Source organism: Martelella sp. NC20 (assembly GCF_013459645.1).
Classification (GTDB): Bacteria; Pseudomonadota; Alphaproteobacteria; order Rhizobiales; family Rhizobiaceae; genus Martelella.
Window position 1 is genome coordinate 823,621 of the sequence record NZ_CP054861.1, and the last position, 12,154, is coordinate 835,774.

General features: G+C 60.6%; 14 protein-coding genes. 11 read left to right on the forward strand and 3 right to left on the reverse strand.

Annotated elements, in window-relative coordinates:
- Window positions 1-7 precede the first annotated feature (7 nt).
- Both HQ843_RS03990 and HQ843_RS03995 read left to right on the forward strand, forming a co-directional pair.
- Complete coding sequence (locus HQ843_RS03990) at window positions 8-1,060, forward strand: D-2-hydroxyacid dehydrogenase family protein (protein WP_246710271.1); 1,053 nt, start codon at window positions 8-10, stop codon at window positions 1,058-1,060.
- Entirely contained in the window at window positions 1,053-2,288 is a 1,236-nt protein-coding gene (locus HQ843_RS03995; RefSeq protein WP_210275252.1) for an MFS transporter, read from the forward strand. The genes HQ843_RS03990 and HQ843_RS03995 overlap by 8 nt, the downstream gene beginning before the upstream one ends.
- A 3-nt stretch (window positions 2,289-2,291) precedes the next feature.
- Here HQ843_RS03995 and HQ843_RS04000 read toward each other — a convergent pair whose 3' ends face one another.
- A complete protein-coding gene (locus HQ843_RS04000; RefSeq protein WP_180899715.1) occupies window positions 2,292-3,197 on the reverse strand; it encodes a LysR substrate-binding domain-containing protein in 906 nt (301 codons plus the stop codon).
- 114 nt (window positions 3,198-3,311) lie between these two features.
- Here HQ843_RS04000 and HQ843_RS04005 point away from each other — a divergent pair, with 114 nt between their 5' ends.
- From HQ843_RS04005 to HQ843_RS04025, 6 genes are all read left to right on the forward strand, one after another.
- The gene (locus HQ843_RS04005) at window positions 3,312-3,497 is read left to right on the forward strand and encodes a rubredoxin (protein ID WP_180899714.1); all 186 of its coding nucleotides are present in this window, start codon (window positions 3,312-3,314) and stop codon (window positions 3,495-3,497) included.
- Window positions 3,497-4,672 (forward strand): NAD(P)/FAD-dependent oxidoreductase, encoded by a 1,176-nt coding sequence (locus HQ843_RS04010; RefSeq protein WP_180899713.1) that lies wholly within the window; start codon window positions 3,497-3,499, stop codon window positions 4,670-4,672. Before HQ843_RS04005 ends, HQ843_RS04010 begins: the two co-directional genes overlap by 1 nt.
- Window positions 4,673-4,705: 33 nt before the next feature.
- On the forward strand, window positions 4,706-5,455 hold the full coding sequence (locus HQ843_RS04015) for a hypothetical protein (protein ID WP_180899712.1): 750 nt from the start codon (window positions 4,706-4,708) through the stop codon (window positions 5,453-5,455).
- Window positions 5,456-5,457: 2 nt separating this feature from the next.
- Window positions 5,458-6,183: a transporter substrate-binding domain-containing protein gene (locus HQ843_RS04020; protein ID WP_180899711.1), complete on the forward strand. Its 726-nt coding sequence runs from the start codon at window positions 5,458-5,460 to the stop codon at window positions 6,181-6,183.
- A gap of 499 nt (window positions 6,184-6,682) precedes the next feature.
- The gene (locus tag HQ843_RS29765) at window positions 6,683-6,811 is read left to right on the forward strand and encodes a hypothetical protein (RefSeq protein ID WP_256432939.1); all 129 of its coding nucleotides are present in this window, start codon (window positions 6,683-6,685) and stop codon (window positions 6,809-6,811) included.
- A gap of 202 nt (window positions 6,812-7,013) precedes the next feature.
- Complete coding sequence (locus HQ843_RS04025; RefSeq protein ID WP_256432949.1) at window positions 7,014-7,235, forward strand: tripartite tricarboxylate transporter substrate-binding protein; 222 nt, start codon at window positions 7,014-7,016, stop codon at window positions 7,233-7,235.
- Window positions 7,236-7,404: 169 nt separating this feature from the next.
- Here HQ843_RS04025 and yghX read toward each other — a convergent pair whose 3' ends face one another.
- Both yghX and HQ843_RS04035 read right to left on the reverse strand, forming a co-directional pair.
- Window positions 7,405-8,307 carry a YghX family hydrolase gene (yghX, locus tag HQ843_RS04030; RefSeq protein ID WP_180899709.1) on the reverse strand — a complete coding sequence of 301 codons (903 nt, stop codon included), beginning with the start codon at window positions 8,305-8,307 and terminating at the stop codon, window positions 7,405-7,407.
- A gap of 182 nt (window positions 8,308-8,489) precedes the next feature.
- A complete protein-coding gene (locus HQ843_RS04035; protein WP_180899708.1) occupies window positions 8,490-9,392 on the reverse strand; it encodes a LysR family transcriptional regulator in 903 nt (300 codons plus the stop codon).
- A gap of 91 nt (window positions 9,393-9,483) precedes the next feature.
- Here HQ843_RS04035 and HQ843_RS04040 point away from each other — a divergent pair, with 91 nt between their 5' ends.
- Genes HQ843_RS04040 through HQ843_RS04050 form a run of 3 tightly spaced genes read left to right on the forward strand, consistent with a single transcriptional unit; the run spans window position 9,484 to window position 12,152 of the window.
- The gene (locus HQ843_RS04040; RefSeq protein WP_180899707.1) at window positions 9,484-10,632 is read left to right on the forward strand and encodes a mandelate racemase/muconate lactonizing enzyme family protein; all 1,149 of its coding nucleotides are present in this window, start codon (window positions 9,484-9,486) and stop codon (window positions 10,630-10,632) included.
- A gap of 36 nt (window positions 10,633-10,668) precedes the next feature.
- Window positions 10,669-11,643: a DctP family TRAP transporter solute-binding subunit gene (locus HQ843_RS04045; RefSeq protein WP_180899706.1), complete on the forward strand. Its 975-nt coding sequence runs from the start codon at window positions 10,669-10,671 to the stop codon at window positions 11,641-11,643.
- Between the two features lie 5 nt (window positions 11,644-11,648).
- Window positions 11,649-12,152, forward strand: coding sequence for a TRAP transporter small permease (locus HQ843_RS04050; protein WP_180899705.1), 504 nt, complete (start codon window positions 11,649-11,651; stop codon window positions 12,150-12,152).
- Window positions 12,153-12,154 lie beyond the last annotated feature (2 nt).

Here is a 12,154-nt window from a genome sequence, read left to right on the forward strand (position 1 = left end):
TTGCACCTTGCCATTGCTTTCGCCGCATACTCGCGGACGTCAGGCGATTCCGCCCGACTGCGAAATGTTACAAGCTTATTCCGGTGGCATTCTCATGCAAGTTGCACTCCTCGATGACTACCTCAACCTTGCCACAAGATGCGCAGACTTCTCGCCGTTGGACGGCCGGGCATCGATCAGCGTAATCGATCGCCCGTTCACCTCGGTCGCGGACGCTGCCGAAACCCTGGCCGACTTCGACATTCTCTGCACGCTGCGCGAGCGCACTGCATTTCCGCGCGCGCTCATTGAGGCGCTGCCAAAACTGAAATATCTGTGCGTCACGGGAAAACGCTACGACACCGTCGACGTCGCTGCATGCCGTAATCACGGTGTTGTCGTCTCCAACACGCCGGTTTCGGGCGCCGGGTCAGGCGCTGTCACCGAACTCACCTGGGGTTTGATCATTTCGCTGGCGCGCAATATCGCCGCCGAAGACCGCATGATGCGCGAGGGAGGATGGCAGCATTTTGCGGGGCATACCCTGCGCGGCAAACGGCTTGGCATCGTCGGCCTTGGTGGGCTTGGCAGCGATGTCGCGCGCATCGGTCTTGCCTTCGGCATGGATGTCGTCGCCTGGTCGCCCAATCTGACCGAGGAACGCGCACGTGCCGCTGGCGTCAGCTATCACGACAAGAAATCGCTGTTCTCGACCGCCGACGTCATCAGTCTCCATCTCGCCCTGGCCGAGAGCACGAGAGGCATCGTCGGTGAAAATGATATTGCCGCCATGAAACCGACGGCCTGTCTCGTCAACACCGCACGGGCCGGGCTGGTCAACGAGAAAGCGCTGATCTCGGCCCTTTCCGAAGGACGAATCGGCGGGGCGGCGCTGGATGTCTACTCGACAGAGCCACTGCCAGCGGAGCACGTGCTGCGCCGGTTGCCCAATGTGGTTCTGACGCCGCATCTCGGCTATTTCACCAAAGGGATGCTGGGAGCGTATTATACCTATGCCGTAGAGAACATCGTTTCCTTCCTTGATGGCGCGCCGCTGCGCGTGGTCAGCGGCAATGACTAGGGCGACGAAGCTGCCGGCGCCGCTGCGCCTGATCAAAGGCACACAGTTCGGTCTTTTCTTTGCGGGAAACGGCTTGTCGCTCGTCGGCTCGTGGATGCAGCGGATCGCCTGTAGCTGGCTGGTCTGGGACTGGACGGGTTCGGCGTTCTGGGTGGGCGTTCTTGCTGCCGGCGACCTTCTTCCCGTTGTGCTGACCGGCCCGTTTGCGGGGGTCGCCGCGGACCGGTGGAACCGGTTGCGGCAAAACATCTGGGCACAGACCGCCTCCGCCGCACTTGCCGTGCTTATGGCCGTTCTTCTGGCAACCGGCCATCTGGGGCTCCACGGAACAGTCGTGCTGGTAACCCTGCAGGGTACGCTTGTTGCTGCGATGCAACCGTCACGCCTGGCAATGATTCAGGAGATGGTTCAGCCGGAGGATCTGGGCACGGCGGTTGCTCTCAATTCAGTCAACGTCAATCTGGCGCGTCTCCTTGGACCGGCGATCGCGGGGGCGATGATCCTCTATGTCGATATTGTCTGGGTGTTCATTGCCAACGCGATCGTAACCGCCATTTTTGTGTTCGTCCTCACGCGCCTGCGGCTCACGGCCCAGGAAAAGCGCACCGAAACCGGCTCGTTTTTCGGCGAAATGAAGGAAGGTTTCATCCATGTCGCGCGGCAGCCCGCACTCCGCCTGATTCTCCTCGTGCTGTTTTGCGGCGGCGTACTGGTCCGCGCCATGATCGAACTCGTGCCCGCGATCGCCGCCCAGACCTTTTCCAACGCGGCGGCCGGTCTGGCCATTATCACGGCGTCGGCCGCCGCGGGCGCCGTTGGAGCGGGTCTTACCGTTGGTCGCTCGAAGGTCGAGCGCCTGTTGTTCGGCGTTCTCCTCTGGTGGAGCGTGGGCGCGCTTGCGGCATTCTTTCTCGTGCGTTCGTCCTCGCCGTTGATGGCTATTCCGATGGCAACCATGCTCGGCGCCGCAGTCACTTGCGGTCTGGTGTCGACACAGACATTCGTGCAACTGACCACGCCTGGAAAGCTGAGAGGCCGCGTGCTGAGCATACACGGTCTCATCGCGCGCGGCAGCCCCGCGCTCGGCGCCCTCGCCGTCGGTTTTGCCGCCGACCGTATCGGGCTGAAAGCGTCGATAACAACGGCGTCGGCGCTGCTTATGCTTGTCGTTCTCGTGCTTGCGCCCGTGACCCGGCGGCAGGCCCGCTCGCTCCGGGAATTGATGTGAACCTCAGGTCTTGAATATGTCGAGGCAGAGGTCGCGGAGAATGCGGAAGGCGGTGTCGTGCAGTCGGTTGTTGAGCCGTCTGGTTCGCAACACGATCTGAAGCTTCAGAACCAGTTCCGGCTCGACGATGCGGCGGATGCGCAGCAATTTCGCCGTTCTCGTTGTCTTGCGGACGCGCAGCGAAGCCACCGTGCGACCAAAGCCGTCATTGGCGAGATCGAAGGTCGTATCGAGAGCGTCAAGTTCGCAATCGACCAGCAGCTTGGCGCCTTCGCGCGCAAGCGCTGTTTCGAGTATCTCGCGCACACGGTTGGGACGGCTGGTGATGATAAGCGGTATGTCCGTCAGTGCGGTCAACGGCAGCGGAGGCCCTTCGATCTCGCTCTCGCCCTCGGGCATCTTCTCGAACAGGTGCAGCTTTTCCTCAAGCAGGTCATGGATTTCCAGCATCGAGTTGGTCGGAGCATCAAAAAGCACCGCCATGTCGAGGCGCCCCGAAATCAGGGATTCCTGAAGCTGTGTCGAACGACCGGTGAGCACATGCACCTTCGCCTCGGGCAGTTCTCCCCTCAGTTTCCGGATGAGCGGGGTGCTGATCGTTCCGGACAGCGATCCAGGCATACCGATTGCAATCGAACCGGTGCGCCCGAGACGCGCATTCTCCATATCCTCATAAGTTCGCTCGTGCAGGTCCAGCAGGGAGCGCGCATGGCCGAGCAACCGGTCGCCGGCTTCGGTCGTGGTGACACCACGTCCGTCGCGCACCAGCAGCCGCTCCTGAAGCTCCGTCTCGAGGTTGTTGACCTGCCTGCTCAGCGCCGACTGAGCGATATGCAGAAATGCCGCCGCCCTGCTGAAACTGCCGAGTTCAACAACACGAATGAAATAGTTGAGTTGTCGGATGTCCATTGCTCCCCCGACAAAACTTGCCAAAATGAGATATCTGATAGGTTATTATCGCTTATTGTCATAGGCAAGCCGTATCCGTAAGTTTCATGAAAGAATGTCGTCAGGGAGGATTTGATGACAGACGAGACAGTCTGGCGTGTTTGGGAATGTGTGCTTTGCGGCTATCGCTATGATGAAGCCGAAGGCGATCCTGATGGTGGCGTGTCGCCCGGCACCCGCTGGGAAGATGTTCCCGAGGATTGGGTTTGCCCGGAATGCGGTGCAAGAAAGGTCGATTTTGACATGCAGGTCGTTTCCTGATGGTTGCCGAAACGTCCGACACATGCGTGATTGTCGGTGCGTCCCACGCGGGAATTTCGCTCGCATCGGCGCTTCGTTCCGCAGGCTGGAGCGCTCCCATTGTGGTGTTTGGCGATGAGAATGGCCTCCCCTACCATCGACCGCATTTATCGAAGGAAGCGCTCCACGGAGATGTCGAGCCGAAACCGCTCCGGCCGGCCGATTTCTATGACAAACAGGAGATCGATCGCCGAAGGGCGTCGGTTGCCTCGATCGACCGCAATGCCGGCCGTATCACGCTCGACGATGGTAGCACGGTCGCCTATGGCAAGCTGGTACTGGCGACGGGCGCGGTTGCACGCAGGCTTCCCGATGAGATCGCCGGTGCGGACAAGGCGCTTTTGCTGCGCAATCGCACCGACTGGCGGCAGTTGGTCGGGAACTTGTCGACCGCGGAACGCATCGCCATCATCGGCGGCGGGCTGATCGGTCTCGAAATCGCCGCAGCGGCACAGATCAGAGGACTTGCCGTCACGGTGTGCGAAAACGCAGATCGGTTGATGGTGCGCAGCCTCTACCCCGCAATGTCCACCGAGGTTCGTGACCGGCATGTTGCGAATGGCATCGATATTCGCCTGTCGGCTTCGGTCAGGGCTATATCCGACAGCGGCCTGGAAATGGCCGATGGCGAGCACATCGATGCCGACGTGGTGCTTGCCGCAACCGGCAGCCGCGCGCGCGACGAACTGGCGCGAAATGCAGGATTGGCCACGGATGACGGCGTGATCACGAGCGCATGCGGCGCGACCGCCGATCCTTCTATCTATGCACTTGGCGATTGCGCCCGCTGGCGCGAAGGCAGGCGGCATGTTCGCCATGAAAGCGTCGCTGCAACCCTTTGGCAGGCGAAATGCGTGGCCGCCGCTCTGATGCGACAGGATAACCCAGTTGCCGAACCGTTGCGGCTTTGGTCCAATCAGGGGGCGATACGCATTCAGATGGCGGGACCGGTCGTTGCCGGTGCGCGCGTCGAGGTCGAAAGACTGGAGCACAACGGCATGCTGCTTCGTGCTTATGAGGGCGATCGCCTGCTCGCCGTTCAGACGCTCGACGCGCCGAGAGCATTCGCCTCGGAAGTTTCACGATTGAGCGCCCTTGGTAGAGAACCCGCCGCGCCTTCCATGCGTCGGGCGTGAATTGACAACAACACAGCAGGGAGGAGACCCGCCATGCAGATCGTATCCTACGCAGAAAAAGAGCCGCAGCGTTTCAAGCGCGGGCGCGGCTGGAAAGTAAACCTGTTCGGCCAGAATTCCGACGTTCCTGGAAAGGAGTTGCAGGCTTTCCGGATCGACATGAGCTCGAATATGCAGCTCGACAGCCACTTCCATATCGTTGACCAGTTCCAGATCTTCATCGCCGGAAGCGGTGTCATCGGACGCGATCGCGCGGACATGATCACGGCCCACTATGCCGATCACCATACCGGCTATGGGCCTCTTGTGGCGGATGGAAACGGCATGTCCTACCTGACCCTGCGCTCGAAAACCGACGCTGGCCTGGTCAAGCTCTCCACGCCGAATGTTCGCGAACAGCTGAAGCCCACCAAACGCCGTCACCGCGTCTCGGAGAAGGTCGTATTGTCCATCCCTCCCGTTTTAGAGCACCGCGAAGAGGTGACGACGGAAACGGTCATGCCGGAGAAGCCCGGAGATGACGGCATGACCGTGAAGGTCTACCGAATGGGGTCCGGCATGGAAACCAGGGCTCCCGATACCGATGGCACCGGCGGATACTTCGTCATCGTCATGAATGGCAGCCTTATCCATGACGGCGCTGAGTACGAGCCCTGGTCGCTTCTGTGGGTATCGAAAACCGAAGCGGCGCCGGTGCTGAAAGCGGGAGAGAAAGGGCTCGAAGCCATGGTGACCGTCTTTCCGGTGTGGGACGAGTGGATGCAGCAGGTCGGAGAGGATTGAGCATGCCGGTCTCGGACAGTGTGCGCCGCGACCTGGCGCCCCACGGCGTGCTGCGTGCAGCGCTTAACCATGGCAATCGCGTTCTGGTAAACCGTGATGCGAATGGCGACGCCTTCGGCATCACGGTGGACATCGCCCGTGCGCTTGCCGACGAGATCGGCCTGGAACTCACCCTCATTGACCATGAACGCGCCATCGACGTCTCGTCGACGGCCGGAGACGATCTCTGGGATATTTGTTTCCTCGCCGTCGATCCGAAGCGCGCGGAAACGATCGCCTTTACCCATCCCTATATCCGGATCGAGGGCTGCTTTCTGGTCGCGCAAGGCGTCGGGATCACCGATCCCGATGCGCTCGTCGCCGCTGACGTCGCCATCAGCTCCGTGGAGGGCAGCGCCTATACGCTTCATCTGGCACGTCAACCGGTTTCGGACAAACTGGTGATTTTTCCTGACTTCCAATCGGCTCTCGCGGCGATGGACGCAGGACAGGTCGCCGCGATTGCCGGTGTGCGACAGCCCTTGCTCCATGAAGCGGAAAAACGGCCCGGATCCAGAGTGCTCGATCCGCCTTTCATGGAAATACTCCAGGCCATGGGCACGCCCGCGAGCCGGAGCGAAGCGGCGGTGTTTCTCAAGACCTTTATCACCGACCTCACCCGCTCCGGCAGGGTCGGCCAGATACTCGAACGCCATGGCGTATCTGCGGAGTGTGCCGATATTTTCTGAGCGAAGCCGGCTTTGCTTCCTTCCATTCATCTTCCGCGCTGTCGGTGTTTCATCACGGCGAAATAGGCAGCTTCCCTTCGCCGCCCAACTCGCTTGATGTTTTGCTATTGCAAAATTGAATTTAACATTATGAGAAAAAATGGCTTTTATGGCTGCACTTCGAACAGCAGCGATGGGAGACACTGACCCAGTGGGATGCTGCGCTCACCTCCTGAACGGCACCGCGCTTCACGCGCTATCTCGCTGATCACACCCGCCATCGCTGCGGGACGCGTCTTGTGCTCGGCAACGCACTGGTCGCGCATCTGGCTGCAGCGTTGCGGGAATGCAGGATCGAGATATGGACGGGCGTTGAAACACCGTGCTCCTGAAGAGTGAGGGACGGATCAGTGGCCTTGCAAGGTCGCGCGCTGGCTGACCCAGAATGGCAAGAAGGTGCGCATTGTCGAACGCCTCACCGGTGCGATCAACATTCCCGTTGGCCCGCTCGAACAAAAACATGCTGCTCCGCATACTTGCCCACGAGCGCATCGAAATATTGACGAAAACCACGGTCGAGGAAATCGGTGAGGACATGGTCCGCGCGCGTGATCCGGATGACGAGATGATCGAACTGCGGTCGGCCTGAAGCCGGACAACACGTTCTTCGCCGAACTGGCTGGTCGCTTTCCCGGTGAGATCTACGCGAATCGGGGATTGCGACAAGCCGGAGAACATCATGAAGGCAGTGGCTGGCAGCCGTTTGACGAATTCATTACCTATGCCAAGGAGAGCACGGGCAAGGTGACCTATGCGACATCCGGTGCAGGATCGACCATGCCCTCAGCGTCATCGTCGCGCCGAAGGGCACGCCGAAGGAAATCGTGGTCAAACTCGATACGGCATTCCACAAGGCCATGGACACGCCGGACTTTCAGGAAACCCTCGATCGCCTCGTTGCGACCAAAGGCTACCGGGGACCCGAAGAGCTTGACGCCTACCTTCAGGGCGTGATCGCCAATTTTGGCAACGTCCTTGACCAACTCGGGATTCCGACAGCTAAATCCCAGTAAGGGTCGCGCAACAGCAGAAGGCGTCCCGTTTCGGGGCGCCTTTTTTGAAAGCGATGGCTCGGCTTACAGATACGTTCTGTTCCGGTGTGCCCGGACAGCGCGATGCGCAGATTCAATAGGTTAGAGCGGTCTTTGTGCGTTCGAATGGACGCACGGCGCTCCAGTTCCCTTATTCTTGCGGCAGGTAACGATTGAACCATTCGATTGTCCGCGACCAGGCAAGCTCGGCGGCGGCTTCGTCGTAGCGCGGCGTCGAATCATTGTGGAAGCCGTGATTGGCCCCTTCATAGATATAGGCTTCATAGGTCTTGCCGGCAGCGTCGAGCGCATCGCGATAGGCGGGCCAGCCGGCATTCACGCGTTCGTCGAGACCGCCATAGTGCAGCAGCACCGGCGCCTCGATACGGGCAACATCGGCCGCATCCGGCTGCCGTCCGTAAAACGGCACAGCGGCGCCGAGTTCCGGATAGGCGACCGCCGCCGCATTGGCGACCCCGCCGCCGTAGCAGAAGCCGGTGATGCCGACCTTGCCGGTCACAGCCTCGTCCGCCATCAGAAACTCCACGGCAGCGAAGAAATCATTCATCAGTTTCTCGCCGTCGACCTGCTGCTGGAGGGCGCGCCCCTCTTCGTCATTGCCGGGATAGCCGCCCATCGGCGTCAGGCCATCCGGCGCCATGGCGATGAAGCCGGCCTTGGCCAGACGGCGGGCAACGTCCTGAATATAGGGATTGAGGCCGCGATTTTCGTGCACCACGACCACGCCTGGCGCGGTCTCGACGCCGGTCGGACGAACGTAATAGGCCCGCATCTCGCCGTGGCCGTTCGGCGACGGGTAGGTGATCCACTCGGCCAGAATATCGGGATCATTGAAGCTGACCTGCTCGGCCCTCGCGTAGTCGGGGCTCATCATGCCCAACACAGCCGCCGCCGTGAGACCGCCGACCGTGTACTTGCCGGCGCGCTCGAGAAACTCGCGCTTGGTGATCATGCCATGGGCGTAAAAGTCATAGAGCTCGAGAAGCTCCGGGCTGAAATCCTTGGCGGTCAACCGTTGCTGATGCTCGTTCATGCCACTCTCTCCCTCGTCTGCGGCCCCCATGGCCCGCTTCAATCCTGCCGCAACCGATTGCCGCGACCCGAGCAAGCTTAGGCATGCGCGAAGCCTTCCTGCAACCGTCAAGTTTCAACCTCACCTTGATTTGATCACAACGTGAAAGAGCGCTGAAAACGGCAGCGTCGTTCCGCCAGAATTCAATCGTTACCGGTATAGCCGAGCCCTTCCAGCAATTGCCGCATAACCCCCAGAACGGCACGCGCTGCCGGATCCACGCCCTGCGTTCTGAATTTCGCATGGATCGGGGTGGCCGGTATGGCCGGGCTGGTGCGCAGAATTCTGAGTTCGCCGCGCAGCCGATAAGGTTCCGTCATGCGAACCGGCAGAACACCGACCGCCGCGCCGCTCGTAACCACATGGGCCAGCATCGAGACGCTGCTGCAGATGTCTTCTCTTTGCGGGGCGAGGCCGGCGGACGCAAACCAGCTTTTGACCTGCCGGAAATTGATGCTCCCCGGATCATTGGTGACGATCGGCACGTCGATCAGGTCGCGCGGCCGCACGAGGTCAGGCAACGACCAGTTGGCGCCCGCGACCCAGCTTGTTTCCTGCAACCCCATGGGCGAGAGCGTGAAATCCGGATGCTCGCTCGGGTTCACCAGAAATGCGATATCGAGCTCGTGGCTCTGAAGTCGCGGCTCGAGGTCTGAAGAAATGCCGACAGCGATCTCCAGTTTCAGCAGGGTATGGCGATCACGCAACTGCTGCATCAACAGAGGGAGGCACACCAGCGCCAGTCCCTCTGCGACGCCAATCCTGACAGGACCACGCAGTTGCGCCGGCTCAGAGGCCGATTCCATCTCCTCGACTTCCCTCAGGATACGTTCGGCCCGGAACAGTACCTCCTGTCCGGACGGGGTTATCCGCAAGCCGCGCCCCTGACGTTCCGTCAATGGCATGTCGAATTGTGACTGCAACAATTTCAGCCTTTGTGACACGGATGGCTGGCTCAGGTGGAGCCGTTGCGATGCCGCCTCGACGGAGCCGAGTGTTACCGTCCAGTAAAAAGCTTCCAGTTGGGCCAGTGTCATTCGAATCATCAACTTTTCCTATGTGTTTAGCTCAAATAATCCGATTGGAAAAAGAACATACAATATATTAATGCGGAGAGAGATAGTTCAGGGAGGAAAAATGGCCGAGCGTGATCGGATCTCGCGGATCGAAGGGTTTGAAGTCGCTTGCGATATGCCCGAGCCGGCGGGCAATGCCCTGCGTGCCTTTCGCCGTCGCGGCGCGCTGCTGATCCGGCTGACTACCGAGGCCGGCCATGTCGGTTGGGGCGAAACATGGGCATTTCCGGAAACCGCCAGCGCCTTCATCCAGAATGTCCTGGTTCCCGACACTATCGGTAGCGCTGCTGACGCCCCGCTCGCGTTGCAACAGGCATTATTGCAACGCGTTGTGCCTGACCGACGCGGCCAGGCGCATATGGCGATCAGCGCGATCGATATCGCCTGCTGGGATCTTTTCGGAAGGATCACGGCGCTCCCGGTTGCAGCGCTGCATGGCGGCGCTCTGCGCGCAAAAGTACTGGCCTATGCCAGCGGTCCGCTTCTTGTCGCGGGAAATGATCGCTATGCCGGTTTCGGCGCGGCGCTGGAGCGCTACCGCGACCTCGGCTTTCGCGCTTTCAAGATCCGCGTCGGCGTCTCGCTTGAAGAAGACGAACGGGCGATCCGCCTGGCGCGCGAGATCGTCGGTCCAGAAGCACCGCTGATGATCGATCTCAACGAGGCCAGCACCATGCACGATGCGATGGAACTGACGCGGCGCGTGTCGGACTGTCGCCTCGGATGGATCGAGGAGCCTCTTCCGCATGACGACCTGCCGGGCTACAGACGTATGGCGAGCCGTTCGAACCTGCCGGTCGCGGGCGGGGAATCCTTCTGCGGCGTGCAAGCCTTCCGCGACAGTCTTCAGGCCGAAGCGCTGGATATCGTGCAGCCTGATCCCGCACTTTGCGGCGGGATTACCGAGACGCTGCGGATCTCCGCGCTTGCCGACGCCTTCGGGGTCAAGATCGCGCCGCATGTCTGGGGCACCGGTATCAACATGCTTGCAGCGCTTCAGGTTTGCGCGCTGTTGCGCCCTCGGGCCGGCAGCCTTCCGATGCCGATGCTCGAATATGACATGAGCCACAACCCATTGCGCGAGGCGATCTTCGCTGATCTGCCCGATGCCGACGGTCACATTGCCATTCCCGATGGTCCGGGCCTGGGTCGCGATATCAACAGGGAAAGTATAGAGCCATTCATCACCCGCCATTGGGTGATGGAGTGAATTCTGTTTATTGAATCAATCAGGGAGGAATGAACCATGACCTATCGCACTATCTTCGCAACGCTCATTCTGGCGGGAAGCATGCCGATGGCTTCGCTCGCCGCCGACTACACGCTCAATGTTGGTCTCGTCGGAGGCCCGCAAGCCCCTGAAGTCGTCGCCATGGGCCAATTCGCCGACGAGGTTGAAAAGGCGACGGACGGACGCATCGAGGTGCGCGTCCAAAGCGGCGGCGCGCTGGGCGGAGACCGGGACGTCATCGAAGGCGTTCAGCTTGGAACCGTCGAGATGGCCGTGCCGTCAACATCGGTCGTCGCCAATTTCGTACCGGATATGAAGGTCTTCGACATTCCGTTCCTGTTTCGCGATTTCGACCATGCCGAGGCTGTGCTGACTGGTCCCATCGGTCAAGAAATCCTTGACGAGATGCCCGATCAGGGTCTTGTGGGCCTGGCTTATGGCGGGATGGGTTTCCGTGAACTGACCAATAATGTTCGGCCGGTGCAAACGGCGGCGGATGTCGAAGGGCTCAAGATCCGCACCCAGCAAAACGACATGCATATCGCCGTATGGGAGGCGCTCGGTGTATTGCCCACGCCAATGGCCATTCCCGAAGTTTACACGGCCTTGCAGCAGGGCGTGGTTGACGGGCAGGAGAACCCGGTCGGCGCCATTCTCAACAACCGCTTCGGCGAGGTGCAGAAATATCTGAGCATGACCGACCATGCGTTCACGCCGCTGGTCGTCCTCATCTCGCCGTCCGTGTGGAGCAGCCTGGATACCGGAGATCAGGCGATCATCAAGACCGCAGCCGAAAACGCCATGCTCCGCAACCGGCAAGAAGTCGAGAACGGCCTTTCCGCAGGGCTCGATGAACTCCGGGCCCAGGGCGTGACCGTCATCGAGGACGTGGACAAGGCCTCCTTCCGCGAAAAACTCGACGACCTCTATGACCAGTTCGCCGAGCAGTTCGGTGCGGATCGCCTGAATGCGATCGCGCAAACCAAGTGAACACGATGCGCGGTTTGATACCGGTCCTGCTTCGTATCGAGAGTGCGATCACCAAGATCGCACTCTCACTTGGATGCGTCGCCCTGACACTGGCATTCGCGGCGGGCGCCTATCAGGTGCTCGCGCGTTTCGTCCTGTTGCGCTCGGCAGCATGGACGGAACCGTTCATTCAGATTGCGTTGATCTGGATGACTTACCTTGCGCTGGCCGCAGCGATACGGGCCGGAAGCCTTATCGCGGTCGACCTGGCATTGCGGCTCGGCACGGACGTGACGCGCCGGTTCCTGCGTCTGGTGGTCGCGGCCGCGGTATTCTGCCTGCTGGGCGTCCTGGCGTGGTTCGGGATCGAACTGGTTACCCGCGTGCGTTTCCAGACGATTGCCGGGCTCAACATCTCGGCTGCATGGGCATATCTAGCCCTCCCGATGGGGTCCGCCTTCTCGATGCTGGCGCTGCTCGCCCATCTGATCGATCCGCCGCCGCGCGACCAGCATATTCTCTCTGAATAGGA

Bases quoted from the DNA above. Each gene is read 5' to 3' on its own strand.
- HQ843_RS03995 (WP_210275252.1), top strand. From the start codon at position 1,053: ATGACTAGGGCGACGAAGCTGCCGGCGCCGCTGCGCCTGATCAAAGGC.
- HQ843_RS04000 (WP_180899715.1), bottom strand. From the start codon at position 3,197: ATGGACATCCGACAACTCAACTATTTCATTCGTGTTGTTGAACTCGGC.
- HQ843_RS04005 (WP_180899714.1), top strand. From the start codon at position 3,312: ATGACAGACGAGACAGTCTGGCGTGTTTGGGAATGTGTGCTTTGCGGC.
- HQ843_RS04010 (WP_180899713.1), top strand. From the start codon at position 3,497: ATGGTTGCCGAAACGTCCGACACATGCGTGATTGTCGGTGCGTCCCAC.
- HQ843_RS04015 (WP_180899712.1), top strand. From the start codon at position 4,706: ATGCAGATCGTATCCTACGCAGAAAAAGAGCCGCAGCGTTTCAAGCGC.
- HQ843_RS04020 (WP_180899711.1), top strand. From the start codon at position 5,458: ATGCCGGTCTCGGACAGTGTGCGCCGCGACCTGGCGCCCCACGGCGTG.
- HQ843_RS29765 (WP_256432939.1), top strand. From the start codon at position 6,683: ATGCTGCTCCGCATACTTGCCCACGAGCGCATCGAAATATTGACGAAA.
- yghX (WP_180899709.1), bottom strand. From the start codon at position 8,307: ATGAACGAGCATCAGCAACGGTTGACCGCCAAGGATTTCAGCCCGGAG.
- HQ843_RS04035 (WP_180899708.1), bottom strand. From the start codon at position 9,392: ATGATTCGAATGACACTGGCCCAACTGGAAGCTTTTTACTGGACGGTA.
- HQ843_RS04040 (WP_180899707.1), top strand. From the start codon at position 9,484: ATGGCCGAGCGTGATCGGATCTCGCGGATCGAAGGGTTTGAAGTCGCT.
- HQ843_RS04045 (WP_180899706.1), top strand. From the start codon at position 10,669: ATGACCTATCGCACTATCTTCGCAACGCTCATTCTGGCGGGAAGCATG.
- HQ843_RS04050 (WP_180899705.1), top strand. From the start codon at position 11,649: ATGCGCGGTTTGATACCGGTCCTGCTTCGTATCGAGAGTGCGATCACC.